Annotated in this window: 15 protein-coding genes; 9 read left to right on the top strand and 6 right to left on the bottom strand. The window is 55.4% G+C overall.

The features are described 5' to 3' along the window. Positions 1 to 76 precede the first annotated feature (76 nt). Positions 77 to 1,453 (top strand): hypothetical protein, encoded by a 1,377-nt coding sequence (locus tag ABJI08_RS20635; RefSeq protein WP_348403742.1) that lies wholly within the window; start codon positions 77 to 79, stop codon positions 1,451 to 1,453. Continuing rightward, a complete protein-coding gene (locus tag ABJI08_RS20630) occupies positions 1,434 to 2,837 on the top strand; it encodes an oligosaccharide flippase family protein (protein WP_348403741.1) in 1,404 nt (467 codons plus the stop codon). The genes ABJI08_RS20635 and ABJI08_RS20630 overlap by 20 nt, the downstream gene beginning before the upstream one ends. Positions 2,838 to 3,267: 430 nt before the next feature. Here the strand turns inward: ABJI08_RS20630 and ABJI08_RS20625 are convergent, their stop codons facing one another. From ABJI08_RS20625 to ABJI08_RS20610, 4 genes are read right to left on the bottom strand one after another with little or no spacing between them, the layout of a single operon-like run. Then, a complete protein-coding gene (locus ABJI08_RS20625; RefSeq protein WP_348403740.1) occupies positions 3,268 to 4,767 on the bottom strand; it encodes a hypothetical protein in 1,500 nt (499 codons plus the stop codon). Continuing rightward, entirely contained in the window at positions 4,764 to 5,747 is a 984-nt protein-coding gene (locus tag ABJI08_RS20620; RefSeq protein WP_348403739.1) for a glycosyltransferase, read from the bottom strand. The genes ABJI08_RS20625 and ABJI08_RS20620 overlap by 4 nt, the downstream gene beginning before the upstream one ends. Continuing rightward, positions 5,744 to 6,718 (bottom strand): glycosyltransferase family 2 protein, encoded by a 975-nt coding sequence (locus ABJI08_RS20615; protein ID WP_348403738.1) that lies wholly within the window; start codon positions 6,716 to 6,718, stop codon positions 5,744 to 5,746. The genes ABJI08_RS20620 and ABJI08_RS20615 overlap by 4 nt, the downstream gene beginning before the upstream one ends. A gap of 8 nt (positions 6,719 to 6,726) precedes the next feature. Then, a complete protein-coding gene (locus ABJI08_RS20610; protein ID WP_348403737.1) occupies positions 6,727 to 8,151 on the bottom strand; it encodes an O-antigen ligase family protein in 1,425 nt (474 codons plus the stop codon). Between the two features lie 353 nt (positions 8,152 to 8,504). Here ABJI08_RS20610 and ABJI08_RS20605 point away from each other — a divergent pair, with 353 nt between their 5' ends. From ABJI08_RS20605 to ABJI08_RS20585, 5 genes are all read left to right on the top strand, one after another. Continuing rightward, positions 8,505 to 8,792, top strand: coding sequence for a hypothetical protein (locus ABJI08_RS20605; RefSeq protein ID WP_348403736.1), 288 nt, complete (start codon positions 8,505 to 8,507; stop codon positions 8,790 to 8,792). Further along, positions 8,789 to 9,238 (top strand): hypothetical protein, encoded by a 450-nt coding sequence (locus tag ABJI08_RS20600; protein ID WP_348403735.1) that lies wholly within the window; start codon positions 8,789 to 8,791, stop codon positions 9,236 to 9,238. Before ABJI08_RS20605 ends, ABJI08_RS20600 begins: the two co-directional genes overlap by 4 nt. Positions 9,239 to 9,429: 191 nt before the next feature. Continuing rightward, positions 9,430 to 11,703, top strand: coding sequence for a hypothetical protein (locus ABJI08_RS20595; RefSeq protein WP_348403734.1), 2,274 nt, complete (start codon positions 9,430 to 9,432; stop codon positions 11,701 to 11,703). A 61-nt stretch (positions 11,704 to 11,764) separates the two neighbouring features. Continuing rightward, the gene (locus ABJI08_RS20590; protein WP_348403733.1) at positions 11,765 to 13,027 is read left to right on the top strand and encodes a glycosyltransferase family 4 protein; all 1,263 of its coding nucleotides are present in this window, start codon (positions 11,765 to 11,767) and stop codon (positions 13,025 to 13,027) included. Between the two features lie 502 nt (positions 13,028 to 13,529). Then, the gene (locus ABJI08_RS20585; protein WP_348403732.1) at positions 13,530 to 13,829 is read left to right on the top strand and encodes a hypothetical protein; all 300 of its coding nucleotides are present in this window, start codon (positions 13,530 to 13,532) and stop codon (positions 13,827 to 13,829) included. Positions 13,830 to 13,909: 80 nt separating this feature from the next. Here the strand turns inward: ABJI08_RS20585 and ABJI08_RS20580 are convergent, their stop codons facing one another. Together ABJI08_RS20580 and ABJI08_RS20575 are read right to left on the bottom strand one after the other, a co-directional pair. Then, positions 13,910 to 14,443: an SMI1/KNR4 family protein gene (locus ABJI08_RS20580; RefSeq protein WP_348398761.1), complete on the bottom strand. Its 534-nt coding sequence runs from the start codon at positions 14,441 to 14,443 to the stop codon at positions 13,910 to 13,912. Between the two features lie 99 nt (positions 14,444 to 14,542). Then, complete coding sequence (locus ABJI08_RS20575; RefSeq protein WP_348398760.1) at positions 14,543 to 15,553, bottom strand: replication initiator protein A; 1,011 nt, start codon at positions 15,551 to 15,553, stop codon at positions 14,543 to 14,545. Between the two features lie 432 nt (positions 15,554 to 15,985). On the opposite strand from ABJI08_RS20575, the gene ABJI08_RS20570 reads away from it, so the two are divergent. Next, positions 15,986 to 17,365 (top strand): AAA family ATPase, encoded by a 1,380-nt coding sequence (locus tag ABJI08_RS20570; protein ID WP_348398750.1) that lies wholly within the window; start codon positions 15,986 to 15,988, stop codon positions 17,363 to 17,365. Positions 17,366 to 17,408: 43 nt separating this feature from the next. Next, positions 17,409 to 18,129: ParB N-terminal domain-containing protein (locus ABJI08_RS20565; RefSeq protein WP_348403731.1), on the top strand; the 721-nt coding region annotated here is incomplete at its 3' end.

Genomic DNA, 18,129 nt, shown 5'->3' with positions numbered 1-18,129 from the left:
TTTGGCCCTTGGGGCAGGGGTGTTGTGGTTTCGGCTCGGCTGGCAAAGTTTTTGGTGGGATGAACACGTCACACTGATGTTCACGCGACTGGATTGGTACGCCCTGATGGTCGAGCATTGGGGGCTCGATACCCATCGTCCTGTCTATTATGGCCTGCAAAAGCTGTGGATTGGGCTGGTCGGAGGCAGCGTCGCAGCCGTGCGCAGCTTGCAGGTGGTGTTGATCCTGCCAGTGATTGCGATTTTCTTTGCCATTGGGCGCCGCATCGGTGGGCCACAGATGGGGTGGATCGCGGCCTTGCTGATCGGATCGGCCCCGATGTTCCTGTATCAAGGGCGCGAGTTGCGCATGTATGCCTTGGTCAGCCTGTTACTGGCCCTCGCACTTTGGATTGCCGTGGTTCTGGCCAACCGCGCCCGCACAGGTGAAGCTCATAAATCCACAATACCACTTTGGATCGCCTTTACTGTGCTCATGGCGGCGGCGTTCTATACCCAAGCTCTGGCGGCGTTTGTGGCGTTGCTGTTTGGGCTTTGGATCCTGATCTGTTGTGCCTTTGGCATTTTACCCCTGCGGTTTCTGGGGCAAGCCTTGCTGGCGGGCGTTCTGTATCTGGTGCTGCTGATCCCGGCATTACAGCCCTTCTTTGCCCACGCCACAGGAACAATCGGATCTAATTTCTGGCTGCCCGAACCCAGCCTGTCTTATGTCTATGCTCAGATGACCACGGCCTATGCCTATCCCAAATTGATGAAACCCGTTATTGGCCTGATGCTGATCTGGGGGTTCTGGTCTTTGCGCGACCGGCCACATGTCTTTTGGTTATGTGTATTAATGGTCATCGGATTGCCCGCACTGGTCATTGGTATCAGCTTTTGGAAACCGATTTTCATGGCCAAGGTCGTGGCCTGGGGGTCACTGGTTTCTATTCTGGTGCTTGCGGCCGGGTTGATGGCGCTGCCGCGTATCGCCCGTTGGGGCGGTGTGTTGGTGATACTGGTCTCGCAATTGATGGCTGCCTGGTCCTTTTATCCTGCGGCCCCCGAGCAGGATCCTTTGGCTGAAGTCGCCGCAGGATTTGAAGGCTTTGACCTTACCCAAGATATCTTGGTGCTGGGCAATCAAATGCAAGAACCGGCCTTGCGCTGGTATGCGCCTGATGTGTTCGCGGCAGGGCGTATCTATGGGTTCACCTATGGTGACTGGACCCAGAATGTGATTGATGCCGCACTCGCGTCGACCCATGTGAAGCGTGCAGACGCGTCCCAGCTTGCTGCAACAGAACATCCCGGAAAGGCCCGCCTTTGGGTTTTTTCCGAAACCACCCGCAATCCCCGTGGAGCCCCCGAAGATGATACGGACGGCGCACTTCAAACTTTGATCCAAGGACGGCAGGCCAGCACATCGCTGCGCGCGGGCCGATTTGCCCTGCATGTCTATCCCCTCAACTGAGCCACGCGGCTTTTCCGCCCGTCTACAAGGGCTGATTCACGGCGATGGCCTGAAGGCACGCGCCATGCGTGGTTCGGTCCTGTCCACAGCCAATTTTGCAGGCGGGCAATTGCTTCGCCTGATTTCGAACCTGATCCTGGTCCGACTTTTATTCCCCGAAATCTTCGGCCTGATGACCATTGTGCAGGTCTTTCTAGTTGGGTTGGCGATGTTCTCTGATATCGGACTGAATTCAGCCATTGTGCAATCCAAACGTGGCGATGATCCGGCCTTTTTGAATACAGGTTGGACCATGCAGGTGATCCGCGGTTTCCTGTTGTGGATGATGACATGGGCGCTTGCTGGACCAGCAGCCGAGTTTTACGGCCAAGAGATGTTACGCCAGTTACTGCCTGCCGTAGGTCTGACCGCATTCTTGCAAGGGTTTCTGTCGACCAAAGTGGTCACAGCGCAACGCCATTTGCTGTTGGGCCGGACCACTGTTTTGGAACTGGGATCTCAAGCCGTCAACATCATCGTCACCATCGGGTTGGTTTTGATCTGGCCGTCCGTCTGGTCCATCGTCGCGGGAGGCATTATCGGCATGTGCTGCAAGGTAGCAATGTCCCATTGTTATTTTCCAGGGCCAGCCAACCGATTTCAATTTGAACGCACGGCCTTTGATGAATTGTTCAATTTCGGAAAGTTCATCTTCCTTAGTTCAATCTGCGGCTTTCTGATCAACAATGGTGACCGTGCCATTCTTGGGACATTCGTCTCGCTCACCGAATTGGCCTTGTACAACATCGCTTTCTTCTTTGCGTCCGTCCCCCTGTTGCTGACCATGCGCCTTGTCAGCCAGGTGATGATGCCGCTGTATCGCGAGCGCCCCACGGAGGCATCTGCTGAAAACCGGCGCGCCATTGCAAAAGCCCGCGCCATGATCACCGGTACAATGATGACCGGCACCTTGATTCTGGCTCTAATTGGCGACTGGATGATCCGGTTTCTGTATACGCCGGAATATCACGGAGCCGGACCGATCCTTGTATTCTTTGCCATTGCCGTACTGCCGGGTGTGATAATCGCCAGTTATTCGAGTTTGCTGATGGGACGCGGCAATTCACGCGGCTTTTTCCTGATCCTGTTGTTGACCGCCATCGTACAAACTGCTGCGCTGTATTTTGGCATTGGGCATTACGGTATTGTCGGTGCGGTCTTTGCCCAGGCCATTGCCGCCTTTGTGACCTATCCGTTGATCCTTATGATGTTGCGCCCGTATCAGGGCTGGGATCTACGCCATGATATCGGCTTTGGCCTGATTGCGTTGATGATCGTTCTGTTGACATTCACCCTGAAATCCAACGCATTAGGCGAATTCCTGGCCTTGATGCCAGCTGCGTAAATTAAAAAAATTAACATAACGAATATTACGCGGTTCACCTATCGCTCACAACAACCCTTGAGAATCCACGCAAAGCGATAATATCGCCTGCAAGCGAGGCTTGGCCGACAGAAGTTACTTGCATCCGAAATCGTTGAAAAACGATGCCCTGCCTGTCAAACTATGTGCATTAAAAGACATTTATTGACCGATCTGCCCCTCTTTTTTGAACTATCCGGCAGAGATTTTTATGTAAGGCATTGAACTATGATGAAAATCATTTCTCCTAGAATATTTTTTTCAGTAGAAAAATCTGAAGCTGAAAAAGGCATGTTTCGCAGTATCTGGCTGCGGTTCGCGGCGCGCTTTTGGGATTTCACAGAACAGTCAAGACAATCAGATACATCCAGCTACAAAGGGCTTCTGTAGCGTTCAGGAGGGTGGGTGCAGCTTAACGCTGGGCCATCGGGCTTTTGCTACCGTACGGCTCAAAGTTCTGGTTGATCTTGTCAGGGATGGGCCAATACAGGCTTTGAAGATCTAGTGCTGGTCTGGGCTCGTCTGTTTGTGATTGCCACAGGGTAAACGGCCCGGATTGCGCCAATTTCGTAAATCCACTTGGCGGCGGCGCTGAAGCTTGCGCGATGATATGTGAGATCGCGGCCCGGTCACCGGGTCGATCCAATCCGATATGAAGCCGGGCGGTTTGTCCAAGCGTGGAATATCCCCCCAGATGTTCAATCGTCAGGCCAAGGGTGCGGATATCAACGCCTGTCACCCATCCGGTGTCACGGGCTGCACGCATCAGAGTGATCCCATGACGTGCCGTCTCTTGATAATGCCCCAAGGGGGCTCCGACCCCAGTATAGCTGGCCACAAACACAAGGCTGACCCCCGCCCCCCAAAACAGCACAAACGCAGGCGCCAAAACTGCTGGTAAACGTGGATGACACGCAATCACAGCAGCCGCCATCACCACAAAAGGTATGGCACAGGTGACAAACCGAAATTCCTTATGTGCCGGGATATGCAGGAAGGCGACGCAGGTACCCACAGACACGATCACTGGCCAAAAGCGGGGCCAGAGCACGACACAGCCTGCAGCGGTCAAAAGAACCAAACCGCCGGTTTCTGCACCAAAACGCTTGGCATAGAACTCAATCGGAGCCGTACCGAAATTCGAAGCGATATCGTACATGAAATTTATTCGGAAATTATCGATGAACGAGGACAAAAAACCACCCCATGTCACCAGATCCAGCAGGCCCGCTGCCAACAGCGCCACTAGATTTCCAAGGAACATGGGTAAATATCCCTGACGCAAGCGCATCAAGGCAAAGAGGTTCAACAGCCCCAAAGCCGGGACAATTTGGTAGCGCAGAGTAAGCGCCAATCCAGACAACAGGCCGGCCATCCACAATCGCGCAGATGTCGGGGCGCGCAGCATCAGAACCAGCATCCAGATCAAGGCATATGTGGCCAGAATATCGGGCATAGGTTTGTGCGCATAATAGAGAAAATGATGCCAGAAACAGCCGAATAAAAAAGTCACGATCGCGGCGCGTTCCGAAGCAACACCTTGCGTCAGGCGATACAGTCCGACAGGTAACACCAGACTGATTAGGCATAAAGTGGTTTCGACCAGCGTGCCGATCTCAGCCGGGGTGTCGATCCCCACCAGATTGCCAGTCCAAAGTAGGCCCGCCAAGAGACCGGGGATCAACCAGGACCGAATGCCTGCAGAATATTCCCAAGGAACAAACCCATAACCATGCACCACACGAAAGGCCTGTTCATGATACTGATAGGTCTCGTCGGGATGCACCGGCACATCCCCCCAAAAGGCAAGCGCCAGACGCGCCAGAAAGGCCAATCCAAGAACTGGCCACAACCATGACCACGTCACTCGAGAAGCTATCGCTGTGTCAGGGAATAATGCGCCAAATGTCATGTGGACGCCCCAGATTTGTATTCGATCAATCCTGTACGCTGGCCGCGCAACCGGGCTATGAAATATTGTATGGCGCCCAAGGCCTCGGGCAGTTTGGCGATCACCAGAAAACTGGCGCGGGTCCACCCCATACCCTTGCGGGCAAGGCGTATGACCTGCAACGGCCAGAGTAAAAGCAACACGAGGCTTAGAGGGCTAATGAGTAGGCCCAGCAGGGTCAACATCGGCACCCCCGCCCCCCAAAGCAGTGCAGAGCGCAATGCCCCCACCTTGTGTCGTTCGGGCGGGTGCCCGTGCATGGCAGCCCCTTCCGCATAGGTGAATCCGCCCCGGCGCGCCCGGCGCCACCATTGACCAAACCGTGTCATGGCCGCGTCGTGTAAGGCCATTTCATCGGGCAAACGCCAGATATCCCAACCCGCGGCCCGCAACCGCACGCATAATTCGGGCTCTTCGCCTGCAATCATTTGGGCGTTAAATCCGCCAATCGTTACGAAAGCGTTACTGCGGATCATCGCAATCCCACCGCAGGCTTTGACCTGCCCAGTGGGGCCATTCCATTCTTGATCACAAAGCCAGTTGTAAAGGGTGGCATCCGGAAACCGTTCGCGCAGACGGCCACAGGCAACCGCCGCATCAGGATGTGTATCCAGAAAGGTCGACGCTGTGGTCAACCAATTCGGGTCCATCTCACAATCACCATCAATGAACTGGATATAGGCCGGGTCGGCGATCTCTTTGAGGCGCGCCACCCCTTCGTTGCGGGCGCGCGCAGCCGTAAAGGGAATGGACATATCCAAGGCAATTGTTTCGGCGCCGCGGGCCTGTGCCGCGTCCAAGCTGCCATCATTTGATCCGGAATCCACATAGACAATTTTACGCCCTGCTCCGGTCAGCGCCTCTAGGCAACGGATCAACCGTTCGCCTTCATTGCGCCCAATCACTATGATCCCGATATCCGTTTGCGGTGATGTCGTCATGATCCCGGGCGCCCATCCGCTGCCAAGGGGGCTGTGAAGCCGGTCCAGATGTCTATAGGTTCCCCAATCGTTGCCGTTGGCGGTCTCCGCCGGATCAGATGACGCAAGCGCGCCAGTGCCCATCCAGCCGTCCAGCACAGATTAGCGGCCAGCAGCCCCAAACGACCATGTGCCTGATAGAAAAACCGCGAGCGTGAACGCCAGTAATATTCAGGCAGACGTGCACGCGCTTTCTGAGATGACACCAGCGTGCCGCTGCCTCCTCCCACATGGGCGGCCTGTGCCTGCGACACCAAAGCGGGTGACCATCCTGCGCGTGCGGCGCGCAGATTGTATTCGCAATCTTCGAAATAGAGGAAATAGCCCTCGTCCATAAGCCCAATTGCATCGATCATTTCGCGGCGCAGCAGAACGCAGGCAAAACTAACCCAGTTAATATCGGTTGGCTTTGGGTCAAACGACAAGGGCACGTTCCAGCGGGCAAACGCACGCGTGACGGGCCCGCTTTGCGCCCCGCGGATCAGTTCACTGAAGGCTGTGTGCCAGCGAAAGCAACTAACTTGAGGGGTACCATCTGCCTCTTCCAGACGTGGGACAAAACGCCCAGCCTTAGGATATTCCTGTGTGGCTGCGAGCAGTGGGGCAAAAAAGCCCGGACGTAGCAATGCATCCGAATTCAGCACGAGAACAAAATCGCTGCGGCTGGCGGTGATGCCCTGATTGTGACCGTGAGAAAAGCCGGAATTCGTTGGCGAGCGGATCAAGGTCACCTGTGCACTGACATCTTCTGCGGTGATCCAGTCTTCAATCTTATCGGCAGATCCATCCCCGGATGCGTTATCAACGACATATGTGTGAATGGTGATATCAGGCACATCTGCCGCCGCCTGCAGAACAGAACGGACACAATCAAGGGTCATCTCGGCGGTTCGGTAATTGATAATCGAAACCGAGATTTGCGGGGGAGACATATCTTGGGTCATGAACTTTTGGACAAATTGGTCCTGAGGCTGCGGGCATATGATGAGCCGGGTATCATATCCGGCGCCAGCCCTTTTGTGCCTCGCCGGCGGTATTTATGTGGCATCCGCGTATAGGGAGAGTCGGAGTCGATCAAATCGGTTTCGGCCTCTACCGGACCGCTCTCAGTGACACGGGCATATTCCAGACGTCCCCACAAAGACCCCGCCGCCATCCAAAGGGCCGTGGTCAGGGATGCATTCGGGACAAGTTCAGTCATCCAGACCGCAGTGATCAAGGCCATCGCCGCCCCTTCTGGTCCAATCTCATATCGTCGCCGGCGCAAGAAAAGCAATACAACTGGCAAACCAAGCAACATGAATTCAGACAGATATCGCACCCAGCCGCCCCCTGTGATGGCAATCGTCCAATAGCCATCGGTGATGGTCGTGTTGGCGCCGTTTTCTTCATAGACCCTATTGCGCCCCCAGCCGCCCCAACCGAACAGAGGGCGTTTGGAAGCATGATCCAGCAGACGTTCCTCGTTAAATAACCGTGTTCCCATAGACGCGCCGCGAGATGCATCAAAGTTGGTGGCCGTGGTCTGAAGCCAGTTGATTGGGAGGATCCCTGCGCCGCGACTGATGGGATAAAAAATCACCAAGACCGCGACAACGGCCGCGACAAGAAGTTGACCTCGCGTGCCCAGGAAAAACACAACAGGCGTAAAGAGGGTCGACAAGATCAGCGCACCCAGCGAATTGGACAAAACCAACGTCATGAAAAGCCACAGCGCCGCCAACAAATATTTGCTGCGCTGGTTTCCTTTGTGCATCCGCATCAGAGCCGTGGCGGCCAAAATAGTGCCCATAAAGAACCCCGCCAGAACGAGTCCGTGCGATAGGAATACAAGCGGGCGGTACCCACCTCCGCGAATATGCTGAAGCCAAGAGTGCGGGAAAAAGCCATAGATCATGCGATTAAGCTGTGGCGACATACGAACTTCGTACAAAGCCAGCAACGAATACCCCAAAGCCGCAACACATATGACGATCAAAAACCGGCGTTGTTGATCGGGGTGGCCCAGAAGTTTGCGCGCCAACAGTAAAGGCAACAAAATAATGCCAGTCTGCATAACAAAGGAAAACGCATCATAAATCTGGAGTCCACGAATGTAGCGCGGCCCATAAGACAACGAATCCTGATTGGTCAGCACGGTCAGGAAACTACCGATAACGACGCCCGCAATCAGCAATTTGGGCAAAACCCCGGCTGGGAACAGGCCTGGTAACGATGCCGGATCACTTGATTTGGGCCGCAGTATGTAGACAAAAGCCAGTACCGCAAGCGATGGAATCGAGTACTTGTCGAATGATGGCAACAAGGGGAAATCGATCCCCCCTTCGACCGGCAACAACAGAAACCCACCCAAAAAACCCAACATCACAGCCAGGGGGCGGTCAAATTTCTGGAAGAGGATCAAGATAACAACAGGCCAAGAAAACAAGGCAAGTGTCGCAACTGAATTAGCCATGGCAGGCGATCCAACCCTCTGTATTATAAACAAAATACCTTGCAGACTTAAATCCACGGCCTGCCTAGGTGCCGTCTTACACCAAATGTCCCCTCAGAGACAACGGATCCTGCAAGATAAGCCCCTCATAGGCATGCGTAGGCCGCATCAAAGTAATCCGCAACGTTCGCAGGTCTAGGGCGGTATTAAGGCTTTTAAAAGACCTTCCACGCGTCGCATCCGTTCTCTCGGATGCTGCTATCTCAGGGAAGGGAATTATTCCATTGGCTGATACATTCGCTAATTACGCACCGGGTCTTGAAAGCCCGGCCACACATCTCGTTGCAGTGACCTCCAATGACACGGTCGATCTGACCTTTGTCAGTCGGGCCATCAATGTCGGGCAAAGCGGGTATGTCCGCCTGACGACCACGGGCGGGGAAACCGAAACGATTTACATTGCAGCCGGTGGGGCCTTTCCGATCAGGGCCACACGTGTGTGGGCCACCGGGACAACAGCTGCAGCAATGGCAGTGGCATTCCCGGTGCGATCGCCCCAAGCTATGTGGTGACACAAGCAGATGTCGGTCAAACGCTGGCTTGTTCCATCACGGCCACGCAGCCGGACCGCGACATCCTAACCTTGGTTTCAGACACTGTGGTGGCACAAGGCAAGACGATTGCTTTCAGCTTTCTGGAACAATCAAACATGGTGGGTTGGGACACATTTGACGACGGCGCTGGATATCCATCCGGTACCTTTCAAGTCGCCCGGGAAGGGCGCGCATCGGGCGGCAGCAATGGTGAATTGGTTGCCGCAGACCATCTGTTGGATCATCACAATGGCAATGCGTCATTCATGGGTCTCGCCCTACAATTCAGCATCGATTATAAGGCCGCGCATCCTCACGATACGCTGGTTCTTGTGCCCGATGCTCGGGGATCAATCCGGAGCGCAGATAATCAGTGGTACTCCGGGGCGCGGTGTTCTACCGTCACAGATGCTATGTCTGGGTAGTGCAAACTACACCACAGGTTTCACAAATGATTTCGAATGTGCTGAATGGATGATATCAAACAGCTATATGGACACTGTCGAAATGGGGGCCATTTATCAGCGCAGCATCACACGGCTCGGAGGTCGTGGAATCTCGCTCACCTAAGAAATACGACACCAGGCAAAGACCTGAGTATAAAGGAGCAGGTAAAATGGCACGTTTTGGTTTTTTTGGACTTTCGACCCACGATTCCGTGTACCTAACCGCAGGCGCGCGCGAAGCACAGACTGGATCCAAAGGTTGGGGCGCAAATGGGCCCAACGCGACCATTCAAGTGCACCGCAGTGATCTACAGGTCGCCCCTGAAGGTATGAATTTCGAGGTTGTTCTTGAAAACTTCGACACTCCAGGGCCCAGCTCTGCAACGGGAACCTATGATCCACAATTCCACGACATTCATTACGTCTGGAACTTCGGAGACCCTGGCAAAACTTATGACAAGCCCGAGCATATTCTGCCCGAGCATCGCGACGCCAATATCGCTTATGGGCCGCTTGCCACACATGTCTATGACGCTCCAGGAACCTATACGGTCACAATGGACATCATCGAACCTATCTCTGGCAAAACTGCCCAAGCCACTCTGGACGTGACTGTTGGTGATCCGGACAGCCAGTTTCCAGGCTTTCGGACGCTCTATGTCGATCCGGACGGAGATTTCTCAGGCGCACCCGCCGGAGCACAGCTGTTTGATGATCTGCAAGCTGCCTTTAAACGCACTGGTCAAAACACGAGTGACCTGGACTACTTCCGCATTATGCTGAACCGAGGCAAAGTTTATCCCAACTTTATTGGTGCACAGATGCGGTCTCACTGGAAAAACGTCTATTGGTGTGCAGGGTCAGGGGATGCTGCACGTCCAGTCGTCCAAGCCATTGAGGAGACGGGCACGGGCCGGCTGGCCGTGTTCGAGGACCGGACAAGCAAAGATGCACCGGGAAAAATGACTGACATCAATTTCTCAGGCATCGAATTTGAAGGTGTGTGGGATACACGAACTGAGGAACCTGTTGATGGTCTAATTAACTTGATAATCAACCGGCCAGATCGCTGCACATCCCTCTTGGTGCATGACTGTGTATGCTCAGGCTTCGGCACGATGGTTGCTGACCAGAGCATCGCTTACACGACACCCGTACCCGATGATGTTGTTACAGATCACGTTAACATTATCAGCGACACAACAATCACAAACTGGAATAACTTCGGCATTTATGCTGACCGGGCATCCAGCCACGGAGTTGTTGGTTGCTTGATTGCACAGGATGTAAATGCGCTCTCAGGTGGCGTTAAGGGCATTGGCCATAACGCACATGGGCCTATTCGTATTCAGGCAGGCAAGGGCCAAGTTATTGACGCTTGTGACTTCTTTAGCCGGAGTGGCTGGTTCCCTAACACTGTTGGCATGCACACACCACAACCCGGCTTCCGTTGGAACCAAGTGTCTGACCCCGAAGCTAAGTTGAATATGCAGCGGACTTTTGTGGAAAGCCCGAACCAAGCCCTAGCCCTGACGGCGCTCCGGTCTCACGCTCCGGTTGCTTGTAACGGGATCGTGGACAAATGCCACGTTATCGGAGGCTACTTCAGCCCAGAGATTGCGAATATCCGCTTTGGTGGTATGACCCTTCGGAATTCTATCTTTATCCAACCTAAAATCGCAGATCGGACTATCTTTGGTACGATTAAGGCCGGTACTTGGTTGAGACTAGAGACCTACACGGGAACCTCTTTAGATACCACGCCGGAAGCTCTTGCAGCCCCCATCAAGGCGTATAACAACACCTTCATAGACTTCTCGGATACAGATGAGACGTCTACTTCTGGCATGCTGCCTACTGTGAAGCAGACGGGTGCTACTCCGTTCGCGGACGTAACAGAAGAGAACAACATTCGTTATCGCCCTAATGTTGGTGAAACACCACACGACATTGATACGTCGATACTCTTTGTGCCGCGCTATACCGACTATCGCGACCGCTTCAATCCGGTTCCAGATAAACTGACTGAAGACGTTGCACCGGGGCAGTCAATGTCGGTGCCTTACTCTCATTTCACCGGTGGGTTCACGCGTGCTGATTTCACGGAAAGTAGTACCGATCCGCGATATCAGCCGGAGCTTTACGTGGGTGCACATCGAGCCCCAGAGGACTTCTCGTTCAGCTTCAGTGATACGGAGATAACGATCACCAACACCAGCGCAGTGAAGTGGGCCGGTGGCAGCACTCGTGTCATCGTGCCTGTAATGAATGAACCTTACATACGCCCAGAATTTGGAAGTGGTCAGGGATCAATCCTTCGGGCCTCGCTCACCCCATCATCAACTGCCGTAGGCGCCGCACTCAGCGGATTGACCGCTGTGGACGACATGTTGGGTCGGGTCAGACCCGCCTATCCGTCCATCGGGGCCTATGAACTGCCCTAATCATCACGACCCTCAGGCTTTACTTCGTCGCAAGCGCCCCGCATAAGCAGGGCGTTTTTTTATGTATTCGGAAGTCATGTCACACACCGCCCCTGCACGTATCGCTTATCTGGCCGCTGAGTATCCGGCGGTTTCGCATACGTTCATCCTGCGCGAGGTCGCGGCCCTGCGCCGCCTTGGGCTTGAGGTCGAAACCTGTTCCATCCGCCGCACCGATCCGGTTCACCACAAAGGCGACGCCGAAGCGGCCGAAGGCAAGCGCACCTTTCACGTGCTGAACACCGCGCGCAACCCAAAGGCGCTGTTGGCCGCCCAAAAGCCCGCATTGACCCAACCCAAAACCTATTTCAGCGCCCTACGTCGGGCCTGGAGCATGCGCGCACCAGGAATCAAAGCCGCCCTCTATCAACTGATCTACTTTGCCGAAGCCACCGTGCTGGCCCGTCATTTGCAAACCACCGGCATCACACATCTGCATGGGCATTTCGCCAACGCCTCGACCACGGTGACGATGCTGGCCGCAGAACTGGCCAATATCCCCTTCAGCTTTACCTTGCATGGACCATCTGACCTGACCGACCCCGCCCGCTGGCGGCTGGATCTCAAGGTCGCACGCGCTGCATTTGTGTCCTGCATCAGCTATTACGCCCGCAGTCAGGCAATGCTGGCCGCGCACCCTGACCATTGGGACAAGCTGAAAATCATCCATTGCGGTGTCGAGCCCAGCCGATATGCCCCCGCGAAAGCCCTCAATACCGCCCCCGAGATCGTCTTTGTCGGGCGTCTGGCTGCCGTCAAAGGCGTGCGCCTGCTGTTTGATGCGTTTCAAACCGCCCGCGAAACCGTGCCCGATCTGCGCCTGACCCTTGTGGGGGACGGCCCGGATCGCGCCGCATTAGAAACCGCAGCCGCCCCGTTGGGGGATGCTGTGACCTTTGCCGGATACCAAACCCAAGACGCCGTGGCCGATATTCTGGCCCGCTCGGACATGATGGTTTTGCCCAGCTTTGCCGAAGGCGTGCCCGTGGTGTTGATGGAGGCGATGGCCAGCCAAATCCCAGTGATCGCCACCCGTGTGGCCGGTGTGGCCGAACTGGTCCAAGACGGCACCAGCGGCTTTGTTCTGGCCCCCGGAGACGTTGATGCATTGGCCCGCGCCATCGTCACACTGGCCCAAGACCCCGCCCGCCGCGCGATCATGGGCAAAGCGGGCCGCGCACAAGTCGAAGCGGATTTTGCCATCGACGGCGAAGCCCAGCGTCTGGCAGCCCTGTTCCGCAACACCCACCCAGATCATCCACGCCCGGAAGGGGATGCGTTTTAAAAAGCCAATGTTGCTTGGGATCACATAGGGGCTGGGGCGCCTTCCGCTGCATCGTAGCGATCATAACACAAATGGCAGCAGTGAGCCCATAGTAACCGCGCGAAACGTATGCGATGCTCTTAAAATGAAGCGAATTCCCATCGACATATCAGAATGCAAAACCGTTGATGGATTTTATAGTACTTTGCTTTTATCGCTCGGTGCGCCTGGTTGGCACGGGCGAAATTTGGATGCTCTATGGGATAGTATCACGAGTGATATCAACAGCGTCATGCCACCTTACTCCATCGAATTGTCTATAGGCACTAGTCTGCCACCAAGCGTCGCCGCTTTGGTCCCTCGCGTTAAAGCGCTCTACGATGACGCACGTCAGCAGGAACACCTCCAAATCGAGTTCAAGGTCGGTTAAGTCCCACACCGCAGACATCGGTGTCGATGCGCAATCCATCCCCGAAAGCACCAACATTCAGGGTTTGATCAGAGGCAATATCCCGCCTGCGAATTGGGCGTCGGCCTCGGGTTGATAATGGCCGCCGGGCTGGAAGGCGTTGCGGGGGTCGGGCTGCGTTGTTGCCATCATAGCGCCAATGGCAACAATGAGCCCAACTCATCAAGTTATAAACTTGAAGAAGTTGAGCCGAAGGATCAAAACCTGTTTTCGCAACTTTCCAATGCCGCAGAAGCGGGGCTTGAAGGGTTGTATATCGGTATGGAATGGGACGATCTGGTCACCCAGTTTCTGGATGATCCCCAAAACCAAACCGGTTGGGTGACCGCCAACAGCCTGACCCACCTGTCCTGACGACAAAGCGGTCATGCGGCTTGGAGGGACGGTCGCGAATGGCTGCTCTGAGCCCAGAGCTACCATCCTTGGTGAATACTTCAGTCCTCGAACGGAAACGTGTCTTCGTGTCTTAGACCACGCACGAAAGCCTCAAAGTTGCGTGCGACGAATGTGATCTGATAGTCGCTCTCTTGATCAACATGAACAACAGTTGGTTCGCCGCCGTCCCGAACATTCCTGTAATCAAGGCATAGCATGTCATGGCCACCCGAAGGGCAGTTGGCAAAATAAACACCAATCGGTGGGTAGCCCCATTCCTTCATCATAAACTTGCTGCCGAGCTCTCCGCACAGCGAGTAAATTGGTCTCCGATCAATCGCAGAAATCCCTCTTATTGCGACGTGATCGACGGCCCAAGAAGTTTCTTCGGCAGTTGCGTGGCATGTGTTGTTGGGCGTTCCGCCATTCTGAACACTCATCAATTCGACGTAGCTTTGGGGGAGTTGATATCCCAACTCGCGTTCTACAGACGCAACCAAATCCGGCTGCAACAAAGCGCCTACGTAGTTGTCGCGTTCATAGTCATCACCTGACCAAAAATTTCTCAAGTCGAAATCACTATAGACCTTCATCCAAAAGTATCCTCTGCCTAAAGAAATGATGCGCCTCTATAGCTTAGGCCGTGGCAGAGCATCAACGTGTGGGTGTCTGTTTTGTCCGGCAAGGTGACCCTACCCGGTGCGTTTCTTGATCCAGCCCAGAAAGGCTTTGTCCGGGTTGCGCAGGCGGGGGCTGCCGCTGGTGTGCCACATGGCGCGCCATTCGGCCTCTAACGCATAGACATCCCAACCCGGCATCAGATCGCGCGCGGCGTCCAATGTCGCAATGCTAAGCTGAGGACCGCCCGGCCCCACCGGCTCCACAACCACCTGCGGGCGCACCACAATCAAATCACCCGGCTCTTCGGTCAGGTCGTAATCGGGCAAATGCCCCTGCTTGATGATATCGCGCACCATCGCCCGAAACACCCGGCGCGGGCTGGCCGACCCGGTTTTCTTAAGCAGCGTTTCCACCGACACCCGCCATTCCGGCTGGCGCCCGCAATGTTTGCGCGCCAATTCGTACAGCCGCCGTTCCAGCGGGCGACGCAGGGAAAAATATTCTCGGCTCAGCGTCAGCACGCTTTTGGACAGCACCGCACGATATAACCATTCACTGAGCGTGACGCTGACACTGACCATGCGCCCGGCTCGCGTGCGCCGCACGATCTGCCAGCTTTCGATCAATCCAAACCCGGATGTCGTGTCCTTGTCACCGGTCACGATATTGGTGGTGATGCGCGTGCCTGCCAGACGTTCGAACGCATCGCGCAGACGTCGATAACTGTCGCCACTGGTTTCACGCCCCGTTGCAATCAACAGATCATGCGCCGTCAGCGTCAGATTGCGCGCTACGGGCCGCCCCGCATTCAGCGCCGCCATCAGCTGACTGATACAAAAGATCAGAATGTCCGCATCAAAGATTGTCGCGCGCCCTTTCACGGACGGGGTCACGGTGACTTCGACATCATTGTGCACGTAATTCAGGATCCGCCGATCCGGACGTGTGGACAGCGAAAACAGCGGATGCTCCATCGAGGCCAGATCATGTTTGGGCACGGCCGCAAAGAAATCACAGACGAAAAAATCGTCCACCGCGCGTCCCAACGCACCCCCCCTGCCCGGGGTTACTGCTGCTGTCATGGCCTGCTCGCCTCTTTACCCTTGGGCGTTTTCGCCTCTGTCAGGGTTTCGTCGTTTCATTAACACCCAACGCTAAGACCTCGCCGCGATTCTGTCCACAAGCCTTCACGTTTTCATCGGTTTCCATCGGGGGATCAGAGTCGGTCATTCGAGGGATCAGAGTCACCCTATCGGGGGTTCAGAGTCGCCCAGGTTCAAAAAAAAGCTCTGGATCGTTTTAATATCAATGACTTAGAGAATTCGTCAAAGACCCGTAACTAATTAAATAACAACAATATAACAGATACACCGTAAATGTCCGTATCCAGACAGACGCCATACCACCTGCATAACCCCTTGATTTGCTTAGAAAAGGCTAGAGGTGAGATGTATATGCTTGCATGTGACGTGTTTTAGGGTACTCTACCAAAAACACGATACACAGAGGGTGCGATGAGCAGTTCAGACCTCCCACCATATTTCAATATCAACGCCGATTCCGCGATGGCGGCGATGGATGAACCCAGCTCTACGGGTGATTTTGCACGGATTGCAGCCGCTTGCCAACAAGGCAGAAGCGATCTGGCCGGACGCGGTTTGGATGATCTGGGCCAGCGGCATCTGCGGCGCTTTTCAACATGGGAGATCACGAAATACCTGATCCCCGTGGCGCCCGCCCATTTTCGCCGCGTGCTGCGCCAGAACCTGGATTTGCCCCAAGGGGTGACTGAAACTGATGGCGGGGCCAAGTGGTTCACATTGGACGAGGTCCTGCGCCTGCGGGCTCATTTCGGGGCCGAAGGATCAAAAACCAAAGAATACTTGCCCTATCGCCCCAAGGGACAGCCGGCCAAGGTTGTGGCTGTGGCCAATTTCAAAGGCGGGGTCGGGAAAACATCCACCTGTGCGCATCTGGCCATGTCGGCGGCGCTGGATGGCTATAAGGTGTTGATGATCGATCTGGACAGTCAGGGATCGATGACGTCGATCTTTGGCGCGCGCATCGAGGATGAATGGCAAACCGTGTTTCCGCTTTTGGCGCGTCACTACGGCGAACACTTGCGCGCGGACAATCAGCGCCGTCTGGACCGTGGAGAGCCGCCCCAACCCCTTGATGAGACGCTTAGCGAGGCCTTGGGGGTGCGGGCCCCTGACATCATCCAGAAAACGCATTGGCCCAATATTGATCTGATCGGGGCACAGCTGAACCTGTATTGGTCCGAATTCCAAATCCCGGTCTGGCGGATGGCGGCACGCGGTTGGAAGCTATGGGATGCGCTGTCGGATATACTGGCGGCGGATGGGGTGCTGGATGAATATGACATCGTCTTTCTCGATACGCCCCCTGCCCTTGGGTATTTGACGATCAATGGTTTGGCTGCGGCGGATATCTTGTTGGTGCCGATGGGCGCGTCCTTTGTGGAATTTGACAGCACGGGCCGGTTTTTCGACATGCTGCATTCGACCTTTCAGTCCATCGAAGAGGGCGAGAACATGGCCGCACGCGCCTTGGGGCGCGAAGAGCTGCGGTTTGAATGGGATGCGGTGCAGGCGGTCATCACACGCTTTGACGGCGCACAGCAGGCCGAGATGGCGGCGTTGATCCAGGCCTATCTGGGGCCAACCCTGTGCCCCTACCGGCAGGATTATACCGCCTTGATTGGTCAGGCAGGCGAAACCGTTCATGGGATTTACGAGGCGGATTACCGGGATTTCAATCGCGAAACCTATGCGCGTGGACGGGCCACGTTTGATGAAACCTATGCCGCGTTCAAAAAACTGCTGATCGGGGCGTGGCGTCGCGATGCAAAAGAGGATGCAGGGGCCGCGTAACAGACTCTAATTGGCAGGCACGGCTCTGAGGAGGAACATAGTTATGGCAAAACGCAAACGTTTGGCTCCGGCACAGCTTGAAGTGCCTGCAGGGCTTGAGACCAAAGCGTTCAAGGATGGCTGGGCCGGTGTGCGGCGCAGTCCGCCCCCGATTGCGGATGTGGCCTCGCAGGCGGCGTCACAGGCGGCCTTTGAAGAGGTTGCAGGCGTGTTAGAGACCGCGCGGCGCGAAGGGCGCTTGGTGCAGGCTCTGCCGATTGCGGCCATCGAAGTCGATCATCTGGTTCGGGATCGATTGGTGCTGGCGGATGAGGACATGGACGCCTTGACCCAAAGTCTGGCGGCACGTGGACAGCAAACGCCCGTCGAAGTCGTGGCCTTGGCCGAGGGGCGGTATGGGCTGATTTCAGGGTGGCGCCGGATCGAAGCCCTGAGGCGTTTGGGCCAGTCGGATGTGCTGGCGATGATCCGTGCGCCTGAAACCGCATCAGATGCCTATGTGGCCATGATCGAGGAAAACGAGATCCGGGCCGGTCTTAGCTTTTATGAGCGCGCGCGTCTGGCAGCCGAAGCGGTTCGGATTGGCGTGTATCGCAATGCAGGCGCGGCGGTGGCGGCGTTATTTGCAAATGCTCCGGCTCCGAAACGCTCCAAGATCTTGAAATTCGTGGTGCTGCACCGCGTGCTGGACGGCGCCTTGCGGTTTCCCGCGGCGATCCCTGAAAAACTGGGCTTGGCCTTGGCCAGTGCGATCGAAGCAGATG

It is taken from the genome of Shimia sp. (assembly GCF_039969785.1).
Lineage (GTDB): Bacteria > Pseudomonadota > Alphaproteobacteria > Rhodobacterales > Rhodobacteraceae > Shimia.
Note: the sequence above shows the minus strand (reverse complement) of the source record. Positions and strands in the feature narration are given on the sequence as shown.

Bases quoted from the DNA above. Each gene is read 5' to 3' on its own strand.
- ABJI08_RS20635 (WP_348403742.1), top strand. From the start codon at position 77: ATGTTCACGCGACTGGATTGGTACGCCCTGATGGTCGAGCATTGGGGG.
- ABJI08_RS20630 (WP_348403741.1), top strand. From the start codon at position 1,434: ATGTCTATCCCCTCAACTGAGCCACGCGGCTTTTCCGCCCGTCTACAA.
- ABJI08_RS20625 (WP_348403740.1), bottom strand. From the start codon at position 4,767: ATGACATTTGGCGCATTATTCCCTGACACAGCGATAGCTTCTCGAGTG.
- ABJI08_RS20620 (WP_348403739.1), bottom strand. From the start codon at position 5,747: ATGACGACATCACCGCAAACGGATATCGGGATCATAGTGATTGGGCGC.
- ABJI08_RS20615 (WP_348403738.1), bottom strand. From the start codon at position 6,718: ATGTCTCCCCCGCAAATCTCGGTTTCGATTATCAATTACCGAACCGCC.
- ABJI08_RS20610 (WP_348403737.1), bottom strand. From the start codon at position 8,151: ATGTTGGGTTTTTTGGGTGGGTTTCTGTTGTTGCCGGTCGAAGGGGGG.
- ABJI08_RS20595 (WP_348403734.1), top strand. From the start codon at position 9,430: ATGGCACGTTTTGGTTTTTTTGGACTTTCGACCCACGATTCCGTGTAC.
- ABJI08_RS20590 (WP_348403733.1), top strand. From the start codon at position 11,765: ATGTATTCGGAAGTCATGTCACACACCGCCCCTGCACGTATCGCTTAT.
- ABJI08_RS20580 (WP_348398761.1), bottom strand. From the start codon at position 14,443: ATGAAGGTCTATAGTGATTTCGACTTGAGAAATTTTTGGTCAGGTGAT.
- ABJI08_RS20575 (WP_348398760.1), bottom strand. From the start codon at position 15,553: ATGACAGCAGCAGTAACCCCGGGCAGGGGGGGTGCGTTGGGACGCGCG.
- ABJI08_RS20570 (WP_348398750.1), top strand. From the start codon at position 15,986: ATGAGCAGTTCAGACCTCCCACCATATTTCAATATCAACGCCGATTCC.